Below are 20,110 nucleotides of genomic sequence, written 5' to 3'. Positions count from 1 at the left end.
AAATCATCTACGATTACCTTCAAAAAACAGGTAAAGAAATGATGGACATCATCGCTTTAGAATGTGATTTTCCTATTTATCGCATTTCTTCCATTTTGTTAAACATGGAATTAAAAGGCGTGATTCGTCCTTTGCCGGGTAAGATGTTTGAGGTGGTTTGAAAAATAAAAAACCTCAAAATTTAGACATCTAAACTTTGAGGTTTTCTTTATTGAATTTTGAGTTTTATTAGTAACCCAACTTCTCTCTCACTCTTTTCAAAACACCATTTGCTACAGCACTTGCTTTTGTGGCCCCTTCCAATAATAATTTGTCTACTTCTTCTAAGTTATTGCTGTAGTAATTGTATTTTTCTCTTTCGGTTCTGAATTTCTCAACGATTAATTCAAATAAAGCTTGTTTGGCGTGACCATAGCCGTAATTTCCTGCTTCGTATTTGGCACGTAAATCGGCAACTTGTTCAGTAGAACCTAATAATTTGTATAATGCAAACACGTTACAGGTATCTGGATTTTTTGGTTCTTCAAGCGGTGTGCTGTCGGTTTCAATGGACTTGATTTGTTTTAGTAACGCTTTATCATCTAAAAAGATATTGATAAAATTATTTCTCGATTTACTCATTTTTTGTCCGTCTGTTCCCGGAATAATCATGATTTGCTCATCGATTTTAGCTTCAGGCAATACAAACGTTTCACCCATTTGGTGATTGAATCTCGAAGCTACATCGCGCGTAATTTCTAAATGTTGCAATTGGTCTTTCCCAACAGGAACGAATTCGGCATCATATAATAAAATATCGGCTGCCATTAACATTGGATACGAAAACAATCCTGCATTAACATCGTCTAATCTATCGGCTTTATCTTTGAAAGAATGTGCTAATGTTAAACGTTGGAACGGAAAAAAGCAACTCAAATACCAAGAAAGCTCAGTAGTTTGAGGCACATCTGATTGGCGGTAAAAAACCACACGATTCGTATCTAAACCACACGCCAGCCAAGCCGCCGCAACACTATACGTATTTTGTCTTAATTCTGCTCCATTTTTGATTTGCGTAATCGAATGCAAATCAGCAATGAAAAGAAAAGACTCGTTATCAGGATTGTTTGCCATTTGAATAGCAGGAATAATTGCTCCTAATAAATTACCTAAGTGTGGGGTTCCTGTACTTTGAACTCCGGTTAAGATTTTTGCCATAGTTGTTTTTTAACGCTAAGCGCTGCTAATTTGTTATTTAGAAATGCAAATGTAAAGCAAAAACAGAAAAGTAAAAAGAGATGTGTTTTATTAAAATGATTACTTTTGGAAATCAAATAATCACGCTTAATGAAATTTTTAAAATATCCGCTTACTCTTCTATATCGCATTTGGTTTTACATCTTGGTTTTAGTTCCAATTATTGTGTTGTTTCCGTTTATTTTGGCTACGATTTTAAGTGAGAAAACCTATCCGTTATTTTTTAAAATTGCACGTATTTGGGCCAAATTCATTTTAATAGGGATGGGATTCCATTACAAAATTGAAGGTGATGAAGTTTTTGAAGATGGCAAAAGTTATATGTTAGTGGCCAATCATACTTCCATGACCGATATTATGTTGATGTTGATTGCGGTTAAAAATCATCCGTTTGTATTTGTGGGGAAGAAAGAATTGGCGAAGATTCCGATTTTTGGATTTATCTATAAACGTGTTTGTATTTTAGTTGATAGAAGTAGTAGCAAAAGTCGCTATGCGGTTTTTGAACGTGCTCAGAAAAGAATTCATCAAGGATTGAGCATTTGTATTTTTCCCGAAGGTGGTGTTCCAGAAGAACATATAGTATTAGACGAATTCAAAGACGGTGCTTTCAGAATTGCTTTAGAACATGGTTTACCAATCGTTCCGATGGTGTTTTTCGACAATAAAAAGCGTTTTTCGTATACTTTTTTTAGCGGAAGTCCAGGAAAAATGCGTGCTAAAATTTATCCAATAATTGAAACGAAAGGAAAAACTTTAGAAGATAAAAATGCTCTGAAACAACAAGTTAGAGAAATTATTTTACAACCTTTATTGGAGGATTTAAAATAAAAAAGTCCAAACGCATTTGGACTTTCTCAGTTTCATTTTAACTAGAAATGAAACAACTTAACTAAAAATTTAAGCTTAACCAACAAAGCTTAAAAACTAAAACTAAACCCAGTATACAAGCCGATAAAATAAGGCTTGAAATTACTTGAGTTTTCACTGAATGAATTGATTTGATATTTAAACATAGGCTGGAAGTTAGCATCAAAACTTTTCCAAAAATTATATTTAAAGCCAAATCCCACATTACTACTAAAATGTATATTGTTTAAATTGTTTGCTTTTCCTACATTCATTTCCATACCATCAGTTAATAAAGAAATGCTATTATTGTTTAGAAATAAAGTACTCATTCCGCCTATTATTTCTACTTTAAATTTTTTGTCTAATATTTTATATGAAATTTCTAAAGGGACTTCAATATAACTTATATTTTGTTTTAAGGAACCAGTATTTTCAGTTATGGCAATATTTTCAACATCGCTCGAAAGAGTTTCAATTATATTGTTTTTTGAAGTAAAAACAATATTTGTAGCTTTTTCATTTCTTGAAATATTAGGAACATTATTTTCTACACTTCTCATTTTTGAATCATAAACAACATCATTAGTGTTGTAGCTTAAATTAATATTGTTAATTCCTGCTCTTACACTCAATTTGTTTGAAATAAAAAAAGAAGTTGATATCCCGTAACTTAAAGTTGTTGTATAGTCCTTACGATTAGAATTAAATTGTTCATCAATAGAAGATCCTTCTGCTAATGAATTAAAATAAACAGGCGACGCATTTGTGCTAACCGCCCATTTATTTCTTTTTTCTTCTTTTTCATCTTCATTTTTCCCAGCCTCTTTTTCTTTGAGCAATTCTTCTAGCGGATTGGTATCTTTAGAAATTTCAGCCACTAGTGTACTATTTTGAGTAATTATTTTATTGGAAACAACAACATCTGAATTGTTTGTTTGTTTTGTTATGAAACCATTATTATTTATTGTTGTTGTGTTTGATGTTTTATTTTCAAAAAAAGCATCAATTGTTTCTTTATTAGTAGGCGTTTTATCTTCTCTACTATTATTAACTACGTTATTATCATCGAATAGGTTTTCAAAAACGGAATTGTTTTTGTTAAACTTCGATTTTGGTTTTCCTTTTGTTTTGTTTTTTTCTGTATTAGTTACTAAAACTTTTTCAAAATTTACTTTAGAAGAAGATTGTTTTTTGAAATTGTTCTTTTCTTTTTTAAATCCTTTTTGATTTGAGTTACTATTGTTATTTAATTTTTCATTTGAAACCCATCCGTTTCTTTCAATGGAATTGTTTTTAAGCTCCGAATTAACTAATTTTTTATCAATCGAATTTTCTTTATTTTGAAGGATTGAGTTATTAGATTTTTTATTTAATTTTTTTTCATTTGAATGCGAATCAAAAACAATTGCTTCGTTATTAGGTAAAGTAATGTTTGAATTATTTGACTTTCCTTTAGAGTCTTGCGTATTTACAACTGTGCTGTCAGAATTTGGAACTTTAATGGGGGTATTTTCACCTAAAAAATTCCAAATTAAAAACCCGATTATGAAAAGTGAAGCGGCAATTCCTGAAAATTGAAACCAAATTGGTACAATTCTTTTTTTCTTTTCATTTAAACGATTTGCAATAATATCCCAAGATTCTTCAGGCGGTAATGCTTCGAAATCTTTGAATTTCTCTTGAAATAATCGTTCTATATTTTTATTTTCTTTCATTTACTTTTTTTTACATCAAAACTATTTTTTGATTCAATTTTATTTTTTAAAATCGCCTTTGCTCTTGCTAGGTTAGATTTTGAAGTTCCAATGTTTATTTCCAACATTTCAGAAATTTCTTTGTGAGAATAACCGTCTAAAACATATAAATTGAAAACTAATCGATATCGATCAGGTAATTCTTGAATTATTTTTGTTAAAAATTCCAAACTCACAGTATCATCATCAATTTCTATGTCTTCTTCTGCTGGAATTTTCTCAGAAACAATTTCAAAAATATTTTGTTTTCTATACTGTTGTAAAACATAGTTAATAACTATTCTTTTTGCCCAACCTTCAAAGGAACCTGAGTTTTTATATTGACTTATTTTCTCAAATATGATCAAAAAACTCTCCTGTAGGTTATCTTGAGCTTCTTCATAATTACGTGAGTATTTCAAGCACACAGTAAACAACTTTGGCGCCAATAAATTGTAAAGTTGTTCTTGCGACTTGATATTGTTTTTAATACATTCATGTATGAGTTGCTCAATTATCAAATGTTTTTATTTTTAAATTACAGGTATTTCATATTCTAAAAAAATATCATCCCCATTTGAATCTTTTCCGTGCCAAAATTTAAAAATGTAAGTACCATTATTTGTGGGCTTAAAATTTAAAAATTCTTCAAAATTTTCATTTTCATTATAACTAGTACAGTTTCTATTATCCTCAAAAACGACTGTTTGAACGGCGATTGTTCTTACATTTAAGTTTTTCTCGTACACAAATCCATAAAATCCATGACAACTATTAGGTTTGTGATAACTAATTCTAATTTGATACGTTTCTCCCATTACAAACTCCGTTGGCATATCTACACTTTCAACAGGCAATGTAACATAGTAAAAACGTTCACTTTCTTCAACACTACATGATGAAACAATAAACAAAGTAAGAAGTAAAATAAAAATTTTTTTCATTTTAGAAATCATTTTAATTCAATATAAGTTAGATTAAAAAAACAACAAAAGGTTGCGTTAAATTACAAAAAAAAAATCCCGAATAAATCGGGATAATTTGTTAACCATTATTTTCTTTAATGGTTTCTTTTATTTTTTGTTCTAATTCATCCATTAATTCTGGATTGTCTTTAATTAAAACTTTAACAGCATCTCTACCTTGACCAAGTTTGGTTTCGCCATAACTAAACCAAGAACCGCTTTTCTTGATGATTTCAAATTCAACGGCTAAATCTAAAATTTCACCAACTTTTGAAATTCCTTCTCCATACATAACATCAAATTCAGCTGTTCTAAATGGTGGTGCTACTTTGTTTTTAACCACTTTAACTTTAGTTCTATTTCCAATTACGTTATCACCATCTTTAATTTGAGTCGATTTACGAATATCAATACGAACCGAAGCATAGAATTTCAAGGCATTTCCTCCTGTAGTGGTTTCAGGATTTCCAAACATAACTCCAATTTTATCACGTAACTGGTTAATGAAAAATACCGTACAATTGGTTTTGTGAATCGTTCCTGTTAATTTTCTCAAAGCTTGCGACATTAAACGAGCATGTAATCCCATTTTAGAATCACCCATGTCGCCTTCAATTTCGCTTTTTGGAGTTAAAGCAGCAACCGAGTCAACTACAACAATATCAACAGCTCCTGAGCGAATTAAACTCTCAGCAATTTCTAATGCTTGCTCACCGTTATCTGGTTGCGAAATAATTAAATTGTCAATATCAACCCCTAATTTCTCAGCATAAAAACGGTCAAATGCGTGCTCAGCATCAATAAATGCTGCAATTCCACCCGCTTTTTGAGCTTCTGCAATGGCGTGTAATGTTAACGTGGTTTTACCTGACGATTCTGGTCCGTAGATTTCTATGATTCTTCCTCTCGGGTAACCGTTTACACCAAGAGCCAAATCAACACCTAATGAACCTGACGGAATAGCTTCTACTTCTTCAACAGCGCTATCACCTAATTTCATTACGGTTCCTTTTCCGTACGTTTTGTCAAGTTTGTCTAATGTTAGTTGTAAGGCTTTTAATTTTGCGTCTTTATCTGAGCTCATAATAAAATATTTTTCGTAAAAATACATCTTTTTTTATTCGATACAAAAATTGTTAATATGTTTTGATAGGCTATTAAAGATTTGATTTTTAATCAATTTTATTACCTTTGTGCCCGAATTCTTCCATTTAGAATTCATAACCTATTTCTCACTTAAACGTTTATAGCATGCAACTGTACAACACCTTAAGCGCAGAAGAAAGAGCTCAATTAATTGATGAAGCCGGAAAACAACGCCTTACATTATCTTTCTATGCGTATGCCAAAATTGAAGATCCTAAAAAATTTCGCGACGATTTATTTATCGAATGGAACAAACTCGATGCTCTTGGTCGAACCTATGTAGCCAAAGAAGGTATCAATGCTCAAATGAGTGTTCCAGCAGAAAATTTTGAAGCTTTTAGAGAAACTTTGGAAGCGTATGATTTTATGCGAGGCATTCGTTTGAATGTCGCTGTAGAACATGATGACCATTCATTTCTAAAGCTAACCGTAAAAGTCCGTGATAAAATTGTAGCCGATGGTTTAAACGATGAAACGTTTGACGTAACCAATATCGGAGTGCATTTAAAAGCGAAAGAATTCAATCAAATTTTAGAAGATCCAAACACGATTGTAGTAGATTTCAGAAATCATTACGAAAGTGAAATCGGTCATTTTAAAGGTGCAATTACTCCAGATGTAGAAACTTTTCGTGAATCGTTACCAATTATTAACGAACAATTAAAAGATTTCAAAGAAGATAAAAACTTGGTAATGTATTGCACCGGAGGAATTCGTTGCGAGAAAGCATCGGCGTATTTCAAACACCAAGGTTTTAAAAATGTTTTCCAACTTGAAGGCGGAATTATTAATTACGCGAAACAAATCAAAGAAGAAGGTTTGGAAAGTAAATTCATTGGAAAGAATTTCGTTTTCGACCACAGATTAGGCGAAAGGATTACTGATGATATCGTTTCGCAATGTCACCAATGTGGAAAACCTTGCGACAATCACACGAATTGTTTGAATGATGGTTGTCACTTATTGTTCATCCAATGTGACGAATGTAAAGCAGCCATGGAAAATTGTTGTTCTACAGAATGTTTAGAAATCACGCATTTGCCATTAGCCGAACAAGTAAAACTTCGTAGAGGAAAACAAGTGGGTAATAAAGTGTTCCGAAAAGGAAAATCGGAAAATTTAAAATTCAAACATTCAGGTGAATTGTCAGACAAACCTTTGGCTGTAGCAGAAAAAACAAAAGACATTCGTCAGAAAATAAAAGTAAAAAAAGTATTGCTTGGTAAAGCCGAACATTATTATGTGAAAGCACAAGTAGGCCTTTTCGTTATAGAAAATCAAGAACTAAATGTTGGTGACAGCATTCTAATTTCGGGACCAACAACTGGAAATCAAGAATTGGTTCTAGAAAAAATGTTCGTAAACGGAACAGAAAGTTCTTCGGCAAAAGTTGGCGATAAAGTAACTTTTGAAGTGCCTTTTAGAGTAAGATTATCCGATAAATTATTTAAAATTATCAGCTAATGACAACTTCTGGAAGAATAGAATTAATGGCGCCTGCAGGAAATTTCGAATCGATGCAAGCAGCTTTAGATAATGGTTGCGACTCAATTTATTTTGGTGTAGAACAATTAAACATGCGAGCTCGTGCAACGGTGAATTTCGTTTTAAACGATTTGCCAGAAATTGCTCGTCGTTGCAAAGAAAAAAACGTTAGAACCTATCTAACTTTAAATACTATTATTTACGATCATGATTTATCGATTGTAAAAACACTTTTGACTAAAGCAAAAGAAGCAGGAATTACGGCGGTAATCGCATCTGACCAAGCAGTTATTATGACAGCTCGTACGATGGGAATGGAAGTGCATATTTCCACTCAATTGAATGTTACTAATATCGAAACCGTAAAATTCTATGCGATGTTTGCTGACACGATTGTATTGTCTCGCGAGTTGAGTTTACGCCAAGTGAAGAAAATCACCGATGACATCGAAAAAGAGCAAATCAAAGGACCAAGTGGTAATTTAGTAGAAATCGAAATCTTTGGTCACGGTGCTTTGTGTATGGCAGTTTCAGGGAAATGTTATTTGAGTTTACATTCGCATAATTCTTCTGCCAATCGTGGTGCTTGCAAACAAAATTGTCGTAAAAAATATACAGTTATCGACCAAGAATCTGGTTTTGAAATCGAAATTGATAACGAATACATGATGTCGCCAAAAGACTTGTGTACTTTAGATTTTCTAGATCAAGTTATTGATTCAGGCATTAAGGTATTAAAAATTGAAGGTCGCGGAAGAGCAGCAGATTATGTAGCAACCGTTATCAAAACCTATCGAGAAGCTATCGATTCGTATTATGAAGGAACGTTTACGAAAGAAAAAATCAATACTTGGATGGAAGCTTTGGCAACCGTTTACAATCGTGGTTTTTGGAGTGGGTATTATTTGGGACAAAAATTAGGCGAATGGTCAGACAATCCAGGTTCTAATGCTACTCAAAAGAAAGTATATGTGGGTAAAGGAATGCATTATTTCCCAAAATCAAGCATCGCTGAATTCAAAATCGAAGCTTACGACATTAAAAAAGGTGATAAAATTTTAATTACGGGTCCGTCAACCGGAGCGCAAGAATTAATTTTAGAAGATTTCTTCGTGAATGATGTAACTTCGGAAAAAGCAACTAAAGGCGATAGTTGCACTTTAAAAGTGCCGTTCCGTATTCGTTTATCGGACAAAATGTATAAAATTGTAGAAAACTAATGGTTGTTGTTACGCTTCAAAGAGACAAATGCATTGGTTGCAATTACTGTGTTGAAATGGCGCCAGCACAATTTCAAATGTCCAAAAAAGACGGAAAATCAGTATTAATTAAATCAGTTGATGCCAAAGGTTTTCACACTTTAAAATCGGCTGACCATACGATTGTTGAAAATTGTGAATTAGCAGCAAAAGCTTGTCCGGTGCATATTATTACCATAAAAGAAACTTAAATTTTTGTTTTACAATACTATATGAAAACCTATTTCGTTTTATAATGAGATAGGTTTTTTCTTTTTGGCGAACTTCGAGATTGATTTTTGAAAGTTTCCACAAAAAATCAATATCTTTACGCTCAAAAACATTTTAGAAACGTAGTCCAACAAACGGACAATCAACATATATTCAAAATTATGGCATGTACGAACTGTTCCACGGGTGCTAAAGACGGCACACCAAAAGGATGTAATAATAACGGGACTTGTGGCACCGATAGCTGCAACAAACTTTCGGTTTTCGATTGGTTGTCAAATATGACGTTGCCAGGTGGTCAAGAACCATTTGATGCGGCTGAAATTCGTTTTAAAAACGGAAGAAAAGAATTTTTTAGAAATACAGAAAAGCTAACTTTAGCTATTGGAGATATTGTCGCTACTGAAGCTTCACCAGGACACGACATCGGAATTGTAACTTTGACAGGCGAATTGGTAAAAATTCAAATGAAAAAGAAAGGCGAAAATCCCGATAAGGAACTAGCTAAAATCTACAGGAAAGCATCACAACGCGATATTGATATTTGGACTGAAGCTCGAAATAAAGAAGAATCGGTTCGTATGCGAGCTCGTGAAATCGCTATTCATTTGAAGTTAGAAATGAAAATTTCGGATGTAGAATTTCAAGGCGATGGTTCAAAAGCCACGTTTTATTACACCGCAAATGATCGTGTAGATTTCCGTCAATTGATTAAAGAATTTGCACAAGAATTCAAGATTAGAATCGAAATGAAGCAAGTAGGTTTTCGTCAAGAAGCTGCTCGTTTGGGAGGAATTGGTTCTTGCGGAAGAGAGTTGTGTTGTTCTACTTGGTTAACCGATTTTAGAAGTGTCAATACTTCGGCAGCGCGTTACCAACAATTATCATTAAATCCACAAAAATTAGCGGGGCAATGCGGTAAATTAAAGTGTTGTTTGAATTATGAATTGGATACGTATTTGGATGCTCTAAAAGATTTTCCAGATATGGATACCAAGTTATATACCGAAAAAGGAGATGCATATTGCCAAAAAGTAGATATTTTCAAAGAAATTATGTGGTTTGCTTATGCCAATGCACCAGCACAATGGTTGGTTTTACCCGTATCAAAAGTAAAAGAAATTGTTGCAATTAATAAAAAGAAAGAGAAAGTAGCTGCCTTAGAAGATTATGTGGTAGAAAGCACTCAAGAAGTAGAGAAAAAATTCGAAAATGTGGTAGGACAAGATAGTTTAACTCGTTTTGACCAACCTAAGAAGAAGAAAAACAATAAAAACAAAAAACGTAAACCTTCAAATTTTAAAAATGCACCAAAAAAAGAGTAAATTCATTGGATTACTGATGATAACAATGCTTTTTTTCTCTTGTGATGAAAAGCAATTCTTTAGCGAATACAAAGAGTTAGATGGTTCTTGGAAAAAATCAGACACTTTGCGTTTTACATTTGAACAAAAAGACACAGTGAATCCGTATCACTTGTTTTTAAATGTGAGAAACAATAATGATTATCCGTTTAGCAATATGTATTTGATTGTAACCATGAAAGAGCCTGGACAAAAGCCAACAATTAAAGTGGATACGTTAGAGTATTTAATGGCAAATCCAGATGGAACTTTGTTAGGTGAAGGTTTTTCTGATGTGAAAGAAAGCAAATTGTGGTATTTGGAAAATTTTAAGTTCAAGAGAGCTGGAAAATACAATGTTGAGGTGGTTCAGGCGGTGAGAGAAACTGGGAAAGTGGATGGCGTCTCAGAACTTAAAGGAATTACAGAGTTAGGATTAAGAATTGAAAAAATAAAATAGTATGGCTACTAAAAAAGCAAATACAGAAGATTTTTCAGAGTATAAAAGAAAATTTTGGCAATTATTTGCCTACGGATTTTTAGGAGTAATTTTATTATTCCTTTTTGCGTCTTGGGGATTTTTTGGAAAGATGCCTTCATTTGATGATTTGGAAAATCCAGATTCAAATGTAGCAACTGAAATTATTTCTTCAGATGGAGTTGTTATTGGAAAATTTTTTAAAGAAAACAGAACACCTGTGAAATACCATGAACTTCCACAGCATTTAGTGAAAGCTTTGGTGGCTACAGAAGATGAACGTTTTTATGAACATTCAGGAATCGATGCCAAAGGAACTTTACGTGCTGTTGTTCGATTAGGTAGAGATGGAGGAGCAAGTACGTTAACCCAGCAGTTAGCTAAAAACTTATTCCATGGAGAAGGTTCTAAATTCATTTTATTTAGGGTAATTCAAAAAGTAAAAGAATGGATTATTGCCATTCGTTTGGAACGTCAGTACACCAAGCAAGAAATCATCGCATTATATTTAAATCAAGTTGACTTTGTAAATGGAGCAGTTGGAATTCGTTCAGCAGCTAAAATTTACATGAACAAAGAACCAAAAGATTTAACTATTGAAGAATCGGCTTTGTTTGTTGGAATGCTTAAAAATCCATCGCTTTACAATCCAAATCGTAAAAAAAGAGCACAATTAGTTTTGGATAGAAGAAATACGGTTTTAGGACAAATGGTAAAAAATGGCGTCATTTCGGAATCTAAAAAGGCTGAGTTGAGCAAACTACCTGTAAAACTAGATTTCAAACCAGAAAGCCACTCAGAAGGTAGCGCTACTTACTTTAGAGAATATTTAAGAGATTATATGAAAAAATGGGTGAAAGACCATTTAAAACCCGACGGAACCGAATATGATTTGTACCGTGATGGTTTAAAAATCTACACGACTATTGACTCCAAAATGCAACAATATGCTGAGGAGGCAGTTTATGAACATCTTAAAAATCTTCAAAAAGAATTTTTCGAAGGCAAGAAAGACCAAGAAAACGCTCCCTTTGTTGATATTACTCCAGAACAAACCCAACAAATCATGAACCAAGCGATGAAAAATTCAGAGCGATGGAGAAAAATGGATTTGAATGGAAAAACGGAAGATGAAATTGTCAAATCGTTTTCGGTACCAGCAAAAATGAAGATTTTTACTTATAATGGTGAAAGAGATACGATTATGACACCTAGAGATTCCATCATTTATTACAAGCATTTCTTGCAAACTGGAATGATGGCTATGGAACCTCGTACAGGTCATATTAAAGCTTGGGTAGGAGGAGTTAACTACAAATATTTCCAATACGATCACGTAGGTCAAGGAGCAAGACAAGTAGGTTCAACATTCAAACCATTTGTATATGCAACGGTTATTGAACAATTACAAATGTCGCCATGTGATTCTATCATCGACAGTTATTTCACGATGCCAAAAGGAAAATGGGGAATTGATGCCGATTGGTCTCCAAAAAATTCTGATGGAAATTACAGAGGAACCATAACACTTCAAAAAGCACTAGCTAATTCTGTAAATACAGTATCAGCAAAATTAATTGATAAAGTTGGACCTCAAGCTGTTGCTGATATGGCGAAAGAATTAGGAATTACCTCAAAAATTCCAGTTCAGCCATCCATTGCATTAGGAGCCGTAGATATTACGGTTGAAGAAATGGTAGGTGCTATGAGTACATTTGCTAATCAAGGGGTTTATGTAAAACCTAATTTTATCATTAAAATTGAAGACAAAAACGGAGTAGTAATTGATCAACCAATGCCAGTTACAAAAGATGTGGTTAATAAAGATGTGGCTTATGCCGTTATAAAATTGATGGAAGGAGTAACGCAATCAGGAACTGGAGCTCGATTAAAATGGGGCGGTGGTGGATTTATACAATACGATTATAGTTTTGGGAATCCAATTGCAGGAAAAACAGGAACGTCTCAAAACAACTCAGATGGTTGGTTTATTGGAATGGTGCCAAATTTGGCAGCTGGAATTTGGGTTGGAAATGAAGATAGAGCAGCGCATTTTAAATCTACTCATATGGGGCAAGGTGCTACAACTGCATTACCAATTTGGGGAATTTTTATGAAGAAATGTTATGCAGATAGCGATTTAGATGTGTCAAAAGAACCATTTGAACGTCCAGATGATTTAAAAATTAAAGTAGATTGTTGGACACCTAAAAAAGTTGTTGATTCAACAGCGGTTCCAACAGATGAACCTAATATGGACGAATTCGGATTATAAACAACAACAAACCAAAATATGATTTCTAGAAAAGTAAATAACGTTCAAGAAGCGTTGGAAGGAATTCAAGACGGACAAACCATCATGTTAGGTGGTTTTGGTCTTTGTGGTATTCCTGAAAATAGTATTGCTGAATTAGTTCGCAAAAATGTAACCAATCTAACTTGTATTTCTAACAATGCAGGTGTGGATGATTTCGGATTGGGATTGTTATTACAAAAACGTCAAATCAAAAAAATGATTTCTTCTTATGTAGGAGAAAATGCAGAGTTCGAACGTCAAATGCTTTCAGGTGAATTAGATGTGGAATTAACACCTCAAGGAACTTTAGCTGAAAAATGTCGTGCTGCACAAGCCGGAATTCCAGCATTCTTTACCCCAGCAGGTTACGGAACAGAAGTAGCTGAAGGAAAAGAAACACGTGAATTCAACGGAAAAATGCACGTAATGGAATTGGCGTACAAAGCTGATTTTTCAATCGTAAAAGCTTGGAAAGGTGACGAAGCTGGAAATCTTATTTTCAAAGGAACAGCTCGTAATTTCAACGCTTGTATGGCAGGTGCTGCAAAAATCACTATCGCTGAGGTTGAAGAATTAGTACCAGCAGGAACTTTAAATCCAAACGAAATTCACATTCCAGGAATTATGGTAAACCGTATTTTCCAAGGTGAGAAATTTGAAAAAAGAATTGAGCAAAGAACTTTTCGTCAAAAGTAATCAGTGTTCAGTTTTTAGTGTTCAGTAAAAAGAAAGAATTATGTTATCAAAAGAAGATATAGCAAAAAGAATAGCACAAGAAGTGAAAGACGGTTACTATGTAAACTTAGGAATCGGAATCCCAACTTTAGTTGCCAATTATGTTCGCACGGATATTTCAGTTGAATTTCAATCGGAAAATGGAGTTTTAGGCATGGGACCTTTCCCTTTTGAAGGAGAAGAAGATGCCGATATCATCAACGCAGGAAAACAAACCATTACAACTTTACCTGGAGCAAGTTTCTTTGATTCAGCATTTAGTTTCGGAATGATTCGTGCGCAAAAAGTAGATTTAACGATTTTAGGAGCAATGGAAGTTTCTGAAAACGGAGATATTGCCAACTGGAAAATCCCAGGAAAAATGGTAAAAGGAATGGGTGGCGCTATGGATTTAGTAGCTTCGGCAGAAAATATTATCGTAGCCATGATGCATGTTAACAAAGCTGGAGAATCGAAAATATTGAAAAAATGTACGCTTCCTTTAACCGGTGTTGGGTGTGTGAAAAAAGTCGTTACGGAATTAGCGGTTTTAGAAATCACACCAAAAGGATTCAAATTGTTAGAACGCGCACCAGGGGTTTCAGTTGAAGACATCATCAAAGCAACAGAAGCTAATTTAATCATAGAAGGAGATATTCCGGAAATGAAAATAGATTAATAATGAATTTTTAGTTTACCGCAGATTCGCAGATTACAATTTTTAATATCTGTGGATCTGCGTTTTACTTCTATTTAACCTAATTTAAAAACAAATAACAATCAGCGAATCCGCGGTAATATTTTCAAAAGAATGAGTTTTCCAAAAGTAATTTTAAAATCAGGAAAAGAAAAATCAATTCAACGTCGTCATCCTTGGATTTTTAGTGGTGCGGTTTACGGGGTGAGTCGCGAAATAAACGATGGCGAAATGGTGGATGTAGTCGATTCGAAAAACAATCATTTAGGAACAGGATATTTTAGTAACAAAGGAAGTATTGTAGTTCGTATTTTGACTTTTGGTGATGAAACTTTTTCTGAAAACTTTTGGACAGAAAAATTGCAATCGGCTTGGAATTTACGTTTGAAATTATTGGATTTAGAAGTAACCAATGCTTTTCGTGTCATACATGGAGAAGGCGATGGCATTCCAGGATTAATTATTGATTATTATGATAAAAATTGGGTAATTCAAGCGCATTCTACAGGAATTTTTCTTCAAATGGAGCAAATTGCCGAAGCGATAAAATCAAATTTTTCGGAGTATTGCGAAACCATTTATTGCAAAAGTTCAGGAACTTTACCAAATACAGGAACTGATTATTTCTTATTCGGAAACAAAGTAGAAGCGGTAGCCAAAGAAAACAGCATTTTGTTTTCGGTAAATTGGGTAGAAGGACAAAAAACAGGTTTTTTCTTAGACCAACGCGAAAACCGTAAATTATTAGGCGAATTCTCAAAAGGCAAAAAAGTACTCAACACGTTTTGTTACACAGGCGGATTTTCACTTTACGCCATGAGCGCTGGAGCTGAATTGGTAACTTCAGTAGATATTTCTCAAAAAGCGGTAGATTTGGCAGCCAGTAATATGGAATTAAATTTCCCAAACGCCAATCACAAAGCCATTGCAGATGATGTGTTCAACTTCATGAAAGAAAATCATCAAATTTATGATGTGATTGTATTGGATCCGCCAGCATTCGCAAAAAGCATCAAAAGCAAACACACCGCAACGCAAGCGTACAAACGTTTAAACATTGCCGGATTAAAAGCCTTAGCACCAAACGGAATTTTATTCACGTTTTCATGTTCTCAAGTCATTGACGATGTTTTATTTTACAACACCGTTGCTGCAGCTGCCATAGAAACCGGAAGAAACATCCGAGTTTTACACAAATTAGATCAAGGCCCAGATCATCCAACTAATATTTATCACCCAGAAGGTCATTATTTAAAAGGATTGGTGTTGTTTGTGGAATAGTTTGGAAGTGTTCAGTGTTCAGTTTGAAGTGTTCAGTGGTTTGTGAATAGTTTCATTCTGAACTTGTTTCAGAATCTCAAAGACTTTAAAGTATTCAGTTTTTAGTATTCCGTATTTTATGCATTGTTTTTCATTCTGAACTTGTTTCAGAATATCTAAAACTTGAAGCTGAAACGAGTTCAGCTTGACAAAAAACATAATTATTTACCCATTAACAATTTCATCACCGCAATTTGTTCTTTTAACGATTGAATGGTTTCTTCATACTGCTGAATAAGTTTTTCAGGATACATAATATTATTATAACCGTTATTTCCTGTTGAATGGCTAATATTGAAAATTTTTTTATCATCAAACCCTAAAACTTCCATTGGTTGAACTTCTAAGATAGCACTAATTTCATTCAATCGATTAATCGTTAATTGTGTTTCTCCGGTTTCAATTTTACTATACGCACGGGTAGATAAGCCCAGTTGTTGCGCCACATATTCTTGCGTAAAATTCTTCAATTCACGAATTTGTTTGATCTTGATTTCAGGTTGTTGTATCATAATAACAGGAATTAATAGTTCAAAATTAGAATAAATTAATCAAATTAAGAAATATTTTTCAAATTTTTTTTGAGGTTGTGGGGTATTTTTGTTTGAAATGTAAATTTTTATGGAAAAATGTAAAACGCTTGGTGAAGAAACTTATTTTGAATTTTCTTATTTGAATGACGAATTGAAAATAAAATATGGATTTACTGTTGAAAAACAAACAGAAGCCACCATTGATAATTCATTAATAATTGCTGTTATTAATAGAGCTAATTATTTAAAAACTCATAATAAAGTTAATTTAAGAGCAGTTGGTTATTATTCATTAACACACTGGGAAGAATGCCCTCAAACACAACATTGCCCATATGTTGCTAAACTTGTTCTAGATGTTTTTCCAAATGACACACTTGATAAAATAATTTCTAAAAATAATTTCTAAAAATAAAAATTAAATCATGAAAAAAAGGCAAATTTTATTTTTAACAGCTATAATTGTTTTTATTACTAGTTGTACCAAAAAAATAACTGAACCTAATCAAATAGGGGAACAGGTGTTTGAAATTCTTAAAAAGGATATTACTAAAATGGACAAGGATACCTATTCAAATTATTTACTTTCAATTAATGAAGCAAAAAATTTAGGGAATAGCGAAGAATATTTAAAAGAGATATTAGATAATCAAAATGAAATTATAGTAAAAAATAATGAAGAAAAAATAGAATGGAATAAAATCGAGTATATAGATTTTAAATATAAAACTAAAAGCAAAGGAGTGGGAGAAACAATTAGAGGTATTCTTTCATATAAATTTGAAACTAAAGTTTATGAAACTAAAGTTTTTGCAGTATGGATTGATGATGAATATAGAATTGTAAATATAGTAGGAATATATCCAAAGAATAATTAAAAATTATATTATGAAAAAAATTATTTCAGTTCTTGCAAAAGTTGGTTTTGTTTACTCAATTTTAAAATTATTAGGGGTTGATTTTTTGGATGAAATTAGTGATAGTAATACCGAAAATCTAAATAACTCAGAACCCTTGGAATCTATGTGGATTGATACAGATGGAGATGGCATAAATGACACCGAGTTAAGAGATATTAATAATGATGGTATTTATGGAACATTAGAGGAAGAGATTCAAGATAATAACGATAAAATAAACTAATTAAAATGAAGATAATTTCTTTAGTTAAGAATTTAACTATTCTAATTATACTAAACAGTTGTACTAAGCCAACATATTGTGAGTGTGAGGTAATTTCTAGCAAAGCAATTAGCGCTTCTGTTGGAATACCTAGTGATGTAGATTTAGATAAATTAGAGGACTGTGGAGATAAAGTAAAAGAAGATATTATGTTAGACATGCCAAGTGATCAAATTTCTATAGATTACATACAACAAGTTTCATATGAAATGTGTAAACATGGAAGTTTTGAAGGTAAAGGTAGAGATCATCTGAAATATTATCCAAAATCAGAGAAATAAAATGAAAGGGATTTTAGCAATAGTTTCATTGATTATAATTTTAATTTGTTTTTTTTATTTTCCATATTCATATCTCTGTTATACGTATCCTATTAACGGTTGTTCGGATTCTGCTTTTTTTTGGAATTTACCAAAAACTTGGGTTAATTATAAAGGAATAAATTGGTCGGGATATTTTTTTAGAAATTTTATAATAATATTGATTCTCATAAAATTATATAACAAATTAACAAAAAACACATAATATGAAAAAGAAATCAACATTTACAAAAATTATTTTATTCAACTTACTTTTGATAGTTGTAGGTTGTCAAAGTTCAGCAGAAACAAAGCTTGAAGAATGTTTAAAAGTTAGTGGTTTTTTATTTAAAGGCACTCATAGATCTGGATATGCTTACGGAGAAGCATTAATAGAGTTAGAAAAAGATGGAAGTTTTTGTAGAGTAGACTATTCTGCATTAGGATATGATGCTGTTGAAGATGGCAAGCTAACAAATTTTGAATTAAAAGAAAATCATTCAAATAACACTTACGAAATAATAGCTGATTGGGACACTGATGGCTCTTCAAATGCCGCAAAGTTTTCTTTTGAAATAATCGATAATGAGAGACCTAATACAATAAGATGTCAAATTACAGGTGCTGGATTAACAGACGACGGTAGACCTAGTTGGGTTCATTTTTCTAATTTAACTTTGTCTCCTGAAAAATTTCTTAAAATAAAAAAAATTCTTTCTATTGATGATAAAGATTCTGTTGTTTCAACAAAGGATGTGAAATTAAATCCTGATAATAATAAAACAAAAGAAATTATAACTTCCAAAAGCAATGAGAAGAAGTTATTTGCTGAATATAAAAATTATGAATACATCGAAAATGATAGTTATACTTTTACTGATGATAATGGTAAAGAATATTATTTTACGGATATACCTGAAACCTACAACTTAATTGGAGATAATGGACCAAATAAATTATATGTTAACAAAAAATTTAAAATCCATTGGATTACTGTTGAGGGAGAATATGATTATCCGATTAACAAAATAACTAAAATTGAGCTAATAAAATAGGATAAAATCAAATATTAAATAAATTAATAAACACCTACAAGGTTTTGGAAACCTTGCAGGAGAAAATAAAAAACCCTGTTAGAGTTTTAAACTTTGTCAGGGTTTGTTTTATGGAATAAATTCTTAATGGCTCAATGCCGAGAAGAAATCATTCCCTTATATTATCAGTAATAAAAGCACGGAATATTTTAAAATTAAAATCTTATAAATGATTTTTTAAATCCATCATTCCGTGTAAAATTCTGATAATCTCAATTTCTTTTTCTGTTATAATTTTGTAAAAAATTAGGTGTTGTCCTACTCGAAATCCTAATATATTTTTTTCAATTATCTCATAGGGTTTTCCTTGATTTGGTGCAGTGGCTAATTCTTGGCAAGAATCAATAAGTAATGAATAATTAATTGCAGCTTGGTTTTCAGACCAAGTTTCAATAGTGTAATTCCAAATTTCTCCTAAATCTTCAACGGCTTTATTTGTTAAGTAAAACTTAGCCATTATTTTTTCTAGATTTAAGTGTTTCTAAGTGTTTTTTGGGATCAAAATCTGTAGCTCTGCCACTTTGAATGCCCTCTTGAATTGCATTACGCAACACTAAAATTCGATTTTCTTCCTCTTCCAAAAGTCTTAGTCCAGCACGAACTACTTCACTTGCATTACTAAAACGCCCTTTAGAAACAGTTGTTTCAATAAAACTTTCAAAATGATTACCTAATGATATCGAAGTGTTTCTTCCCATGGTTTTTTTGGCAAAGTTACCAAATTTTGGTAATTATCCAAACTATTTTCAAAAGCAACAAGATAATTATAAATAAAAAACCTGCAAGTCTTTTCACTCACAGGTTTGTCCATTTTCTTTCTAATGACTCAATGCAGAGAAGAAATCATTTTCTTTATCATCGGTAATAATAAATGCAGGGAAATCTTTTACTTCAATTTTTCTAACGGCTTCCATTCCTAATTCTGGGAAATCTACTAAAATATTTTCTTTTGCTAAAATAGCGAGAGAGCTATTTTAAATTGAATCCGGAGTGTTTATTACAAGCATAGTATTTCCAAAATTAATAATGTTATTATAATTTTAGGTAATAGCTAAATAGGATTTAAAAATATAAAAATCGATTTTAAATTTAAAGCTCTTTATATAATATGTATTTTTTTTAAAATAATTATTTATATTTGTTGAATAAATTAAAAAAATAAGTTAATGAAAGCAAATTTTTTATTAAGAATTTTATGTATATTTTTAATAACATTAACCCGTAGTGCATTATAAAAAAAGTTGCTCAAAACACTAAAAATTAGTACA

23 protein-coding genes and 2 pseudogenes are annotated in these 20,110 nt (G+C 32.2%); 16 read left to right on the top strand and 9 right to left on the bottom strand.

What is annotated here, in order from left to right:
* Positions 1 to 161, top strand: a pseudogene (locus Q0075_RS01030) (DNA-protecting protein DprA); the annotation flags it as partial.
* 67 nt (positions 162 to 228) lie between these two features.
* Here the strand turns inward: Q0075_RS01030 and trpS are convergent.
* Positions 229 to 1,197, bottom strand: coding sequence for a tryptophan--tRNA ligase (trpS, locus tag Q0075_RS01025; RefSeq protein WP_297867895.1), 969 nt, complete (start codon positions 1,195 to 1,197; stop codon positions 229 to 231).
* Positions 1,198 to 1,326: 129 nt separating this feature from the next.
* On the opposite strand from trpS, the gene Q0075_RS01020 reads away from it, so the two are divergent.
* Positions 1,327 to 2,067: a lysophospholipid acyltransferase family protein gene (locus tag Q0075_RS01020; protein WP_297867894.1), complete on the top strand. Its 741-nt coding sequence runs from the start codon at positions 1,327 to 1,329 to the stop codon at positions 2,065 to 2,067.
* 89 nt (positions 2,068 to 2,156) lie between these two features.
* Here Q0075_RS01020 and Q0075_RS01015 read toward each other — a convergent pair whose 3' ends face one another.
* The 4 genes from Q0075_RS01015 to recA all read right to left on the bottom strand — a co-directional run bounded on the left by Q0075_RS01015 (position 2,157) and on the right by recA (position 5,870).
* Complete coding sequence (locus tag Q0075_RS01015; RefSeq protein WP_297867893.1) at positions 2,157 to 3,803, bottom strand: hypothetical protein; 1,647 nt, start codon at positions 3,801 to 3,803, stop codon at positions 2,157 to 2,159.
* Positions 3,800 to 4,342: a sigma-70 family RNA polymerase sigma factor gene (locus Q0075_RS01010; RefSeq protein ID WP_297867892.1), complete on the bottom strand. Its 543-nt coding sequence runs from the start codon at positions 4,340 to 4,342 to the stop codon at positions 3,800 to 3,802. Before Q0075_RS01010 ends, Q0075_RS01015 begins: the two co-directional genes overlap by 4 nt.
* A 12-nt stretch (positions 4,343 to 4,354) precedes the next feature.
* Positions 4,355 to 4,765 (bottom strand): membrane lipoprotein lipid attachment site-containing protein, encoded by a 411-nt coding sequence (locus Q0075_RS01005; protein ID WP_297867891.1) that lies wholly within the window; start codon positions 4,763 to 4,765, stop codon positions 4,355 to 4,357.
* A gap of 100 nt (positions 4,766 to 4,865) precedes the next feature.
* Positions 4,866 to 5,870, bottom strand: coding sequence for a recombinase RecA (recA, locus tag Q0075_RS01000; RefSeq protein WP_297867890.1), 1,005 nt, complete (start codon positions 5,868 to 5,870; stop codon positions 4,866 to 4,868).
* 167 nt (positions 5,871 to 6,037) lie between these two features.
* Here recA and Q0075_RS00995 point away from each other — a divergent pair, with 167 nt between their 5' ends.
* From Q0075_RS00995 to Q0075_RS00955, 9 genes are all read left to right on the top strand, one after another.
* A complete protein-coding gene (locus Q0075_RS00995) occupies positions 6,038 to 7,396 on the top strand; it encodes a rhodanese-related sulfurtransferase (RefSeq protein ID WP_297867889.1) in 1,359 nt (452 codons plus the stop codon).
* Positions 7,396 to 8,637: a peptidase U32 family protein gene (locus Q0075_RS00990; RefSeq protein WP_297867888.1), complete on the top strand. Its 1,242-nt coding sequence runs from the start codon at positions 7,396 to 7,398 to the stop codon at positions 8,635 to 8,637. The genes Q0075_RS00995 and Q0075_RS00990 overlap by 1 nt, the downstream gene beginning before the upstream one ends.
* Positions 8,637 to 8,867, top strand: a complete 231-nt coding sequence (locus Q0075_RS00985; RefSeq protein ID WP_297867887.1) for a ferredoxin — start codon at positions 8,637 to 8,639, stop codon at positions 8,865 to 8,867. The genes Q0075_RS00990 and Q0075_RS00985 overlap by 1 nt, the downstream gene beginning before the upstream one ends.
* 180 nt (positions 8,868 to 9,047) lie before the next feature.
* Positions 9,048 to 10,211, top strand: coding sequence for a regulatory iron-sulfur-containing complex subunit RicT (gene ricT / locus Q0075_RS00980; protein ID WP_297867886.1), 1,164 nt, complete (start codon positions 9,048 to 9,050; stop codon positions 10,209 to 10,211).
* A complete protein-coding gene (locus tag Q0075_RS00975; protein WP_297867885.1) occupies positions 10,192 to 10,689 on the top strand; it encodes a gliding motility lipoprotein GldH in 498 nt (165 codons plus the stop codon). The genes ricT and Q0075_RS00975 overlap by 20 nt, the downstream gene beginning before the upstream one ends.
* A 1-nt stretch (position 10,690) precedes the next feature.
* Positions 10,691 to 12,982 carry a transglycosylase domain-containing protein gene (locus Q0075_RS00970; RefSeq protein WP_297867884.1) on the top strand — a complete coding sequence of 764 codons (2,292 nt, stop codon included), beginning with the start codon at positions 10,691 to 10,693 and terminating at the stop codon, positions 12,980 to 12,982.
* Positions 12,983 to 13,000: 18 nt separating this feature from the next.
* Positions 13,001 to 13,699 carry a CoA transferase subunit A gene (locus tag Q0075_RS00965; protein WP_297867883.1) on the top strand — a complete coding sequence of 233 codons (699 nt, stop codon included), beginning with the start codon at positions 13,001 to 13,003 and terminating at the stop codon, positions 13,697 to 13,699.
* A 40-nt stretch (positions 13,700 to 13,739) separates the two neighbouring features.
* On the top strand, positions 13,740 to 14,396 hold the full coding sequence (locus Q0075_RS00960; protein WP_291264252.1) for a CoA transferase subunit B: 657 nt from the start codon (positions 13,740 to 13,742) through the stop codon (positions 14,394 to 14,396).
* A gap of 132 nt (positions 14,397 to 14,528) precedes the next feature.
* Positions 14,529 to 15,695, top strand: a complete 1,167-nt coding sequence (locus tag Q0075_RS00955; protein ID WP_297867882.1) for a class I SAM-dependent rRNA methyltransferase — start codon at positions 14,529 to 14,531, stop codon at positions 15,693 to 15,695.
* Positions 15,696 to 15,895: 200 nt separating this feature from the next.
* Here Q0075_RS00955 and Q0075_RS00950 read toward each other — a convergent pair whose 3' ends face one another.
* Positions 15,896 to 16,246: a helix-turn-helix transcriptional regulator gene (locus tag Q0075_RS00950; RefSeq protein ID WP_297867881.1), complete on the bottom strand. Its 351-nt coding sequence runs from the start codon at positions 16,244 to 16,246 to the stop codon at positions 15,896 to 15,898.
* Positions 16,247 to 16,355: 109 nt separating this feature from the next.
* On the opposite strand from Q0075_RS00950, the gene Q0075_RS00945 reads away from it, so the two are divergent.
* The 5 genes from Q0075_RS00945 (at position 16,356) to Q0075_RS00925 (ending at position 18,803) form a co-directional block, all read left to right on the top strand.
* On the top strand, positions 16,356 to 16,676 hold the full coding sequence (locus Q0075_RS00945) for a hypothetical protein (protein WP_297867880.1): 321 nt from the start codon (positions 16,356 to 16,358) through the stop codon (positions 16,674 to 16,676).
* Positions 16,677 to 16,692: 16 nt separating this feature from the next.
* The gene (locus Q0075_RS00940) at positions 16,693 to 17,145 is read left to right on the top strand and encodes a hypothetical protein (protein WP_297867879.1); all 453 of its coding nucleotides are present in this window, start codon (positions 16,693 to 16,695) and stop codon (positions 17,143 to 17,145) included.
* Positions 17,146 to 17,155: 10 nt separating this feature from the next.
* The gene (locus tag Q0075_RS00935) at positions 17,156 to 17,410 is read left to right on the top strand and encodes a hypothetical protein (protein WP_297867878.1); all 255 of its coding nucleotides are present in this window, start codon (positions 17,156 to 17,158) and stop codon (positions 17,408 to 17,410) included.
* Positions 17,411 to 17,415: 5 nt separating this feature from the next.
* Positions 17,416 to 17,730 (top strand): hypothetical protein, encoded by a 315-nt coding sequence (locus tag Q0075_RS00930; RefSeq protein WP_297867877.1) that lies wholly within the window; start codon positions 17,416 to 17,418, stop codon positions 17,728 to 17,730.
* 245 nt (positions 17,731 to 17,975) lie between these two features.
* Positions 17,976 to 18,803, top strand: a complete 828-nt coding sequence (locus Q0075_RS00925) for a hypothetical protein (protein WP_297867876.1) — start codon at positions 17,976 to 17,978, stop codon at positions 18,801 to 18,803.
* Between the two features lie 202 nt (positions 18,804 to 19,005).
* Here Q0075_RS00925 and Q0075_RS00920 read toward each other — a convergent pair whose 3' ends face one another.
* The 3 genes and pseudogenes from Q0075_RS00920 to Q0075_RS00910 form a co-directional block, all read right to left on the bottom strand.
* Complete coding sequence (locus Q0075_RS00920) at positions 19,006 to 19,299, bottom strand: type II toxin-antitoxin system RelE/ParE family toxin (RefSeq protein ID WP_297867875.1); 294 nt, start codon at positions 19,297 to 19,299, stop codon at positions 19,006 to 19,008.
* On the bottom strand, positions 19,292 to 19,540 hold the full coding sequence (locus Q0075_RS00915) for a type II toxin-antitoxin system ParD family antitoxin (protein WP_297867874.1): 249 nt from the start codon (positions 19,538 to 19,540) through the stop codon (positions 19,292 to 19,294). Before Q0075_RS00915 ends, Q0075_RS00920 begins: the two co-directional genes overlap by 8 nt.
* Before the next feature lie 120 nt (positions 19,541 to 19,660).
* Positions 19,661 to 19,804 (bottom strand): annotated as a pseudogene (locus Q0075_RS00910) (fumarate hydratase C-terminal domain-containing protein); the annotation flags it as partial.
* Between the last annotated feature and the right edge of the window lie 306 nt (positions 19,805 to 20,110).

The organism is uncultured Flavobacterium sp. (assembly GCF_937967675.1).
In the GTDB taxonomy this organism is placed as follows: Bacteria; Bacteroidota; Bacteroidia; order Flavobacteriales; family Flavobacteriaceae; genus Flavobacterium.
This window is presented reverse-complemented; position numbering and strand designations above follow the sequence as displayed.

Excerpts from the sequence above, each read along its gene's own strand:
- Q0075_RS01015 (WP_297867893.1), bottom strand. The coding sequence starts at position 3,803 with ATGAAAGAAAATAAAAATATAGAACGATTATTTCAAGAGAAATTCAAA.
- Q0075_RS00975 (WP_297867885.1), top strand. The coding sequence starts at position 10,192 with ATGCACCAAAAAAAGAGTAAATTCATTGGATTACTGATGATAACAATG.
- Q0075_RS00960 (WP_291264252.1), top strand. The coding sequence starts at position 13,740 with ATGTTATCAAAAGAAGATATAGCAAAAAGAATAGCACAAGAAGTGAAA.
- recA (WP_297867890.1), bottom strand. The coding sequence starts at position 5,870 with ATGAGCTCAGATAAAGACGCAAAATTAAAAGCCTTACAACTAACATTA.
- Q0075_RS00955 (WP_297867882.1), top strand. The coding sequence starts at position 14,529 with ATGAGTTTTCCAAAAGTAATTTTAAAATCAGGAAAAGAAAAATCAATT.
- Q0075_RS00990 (WP_297867888.1), top strand. The coding sequence starts at position 7,396 with ATGACAACTTCTGGAAGAATAGAATTAATGGCGCCTGCAGGAAATTTC.
- Q0075_RS01005 (WP_297867891.1), bottom strand. The coding sequence starts at position 4,765 with ATGAAAAAAATTTTTATTTTACTTCTTACTTTGTTTATTGTTTCATCA.
- Q0075_RS00925 (WP_297867876.1), top strand. The coding sequence starts at position 17,976 with ATGAAAAAGAAATCAACATTTACAAAAATTATTTTATTCAACTTACTT.
- Q0075_RS00930 (WP_297867877.1), top strand. The coding sequence starts at position 17,416 with ATGAAGATAATTTCTTTAGTTAAGAATTTAACTATTCTAATTATACTA.
- Q0075_RS00995 (WP_297867889.1), top strand. The coding sequence starts at position 6,038 with ATGCAACTGTACAACACCTTAAGCGCAGAAGAAAGAGCTCAATTAATT.
- Q0075_RS01020 (WP_297867894.1), top strand. The coding sequence starts at position 1,327 with ATGAAATTTTTAAAATATCCGCTTACTCTTCTATATCGCATTTGGTTT.
- Q0075_RS00970 (WP_297867884.1), top strand. The coding sequence starts at position 10,691 with ATGGCTACTAAAAAAGCAAATACAGAAGATTTTTCAGAGTATAAAAGA.
- Q0075_RS00950 (WP_297867881.1), bottom strand. The coding sequence starts at position 16,246 with ATGATACAACAACCTGAAATCAAGATCAAACAAATTCGTGAATTGAAG.
- Q0075_RS00945 (WP_297867880.1), top strand. The coding sequence starts at position 16,356 with ATGGAAAAATGTAAAACGCTTGGTGAAGAAACTTATTTTGAATTTTCT.
- trpS (WP_297867895.1), bottom strand. The coding sequence starts at position 1,197 with ATGGCAAAAATCTTAACCGGAGTTCAAAGTACAGGAACCCCACACTTA.
- Q0075_RS00935 (WP_297867878.1), top strand. The coding sequence starts at position 17,156 with ATGAAAAAAATTATTTCAGTTCTTGCAAAAGTTGGTTTTGTTTACTCA.
- Q0075_RS00965 (WP_297867883.1), top strand. The coding sequence starts at position 13,001 with ATGATTTCTAGAAAAGTAAATAACGTTCAAGAAGCGTTGGAAGGAATT.
- Q0075_RS00915 (WP_297867874.1), bottom strand. The coding sequence starts at position 19,540 with ATGGGAAGAAACACTTCGATATCATTAGGTAATCATTTTGAAAGTTTT.
- Q0075_RS00985 (WP_297867887.1), top strand. The coding sequence starts at position 8,637 with ATGGTTGTTGTTACGCTTCAAAGAGACAAATGCATTGGTTGCAATTAC.
- Q0075_RS00940 (WP_297867879.1), top strand. The coding sequence starts at position 16,693 with ATGAAAAAAAGGCAAATTTTATTTTTAACAGCTATAATTGTTTTTATT.
- Q0075_RS00920 (WP_297867875.1), bottom strand. The coding sequence starts at position 19,299 with ATGGCTAAGTTTTACTTAACAAATAAAGCCGTTGAAGATTTAGGAGAA.
- ricT (WP_297867886.1), top strand. The coding sequence starts at position 9,048 with ATGGCATGTACGAACTGTTCCACGGGTGCTAAAGACGGCACACCAAAA.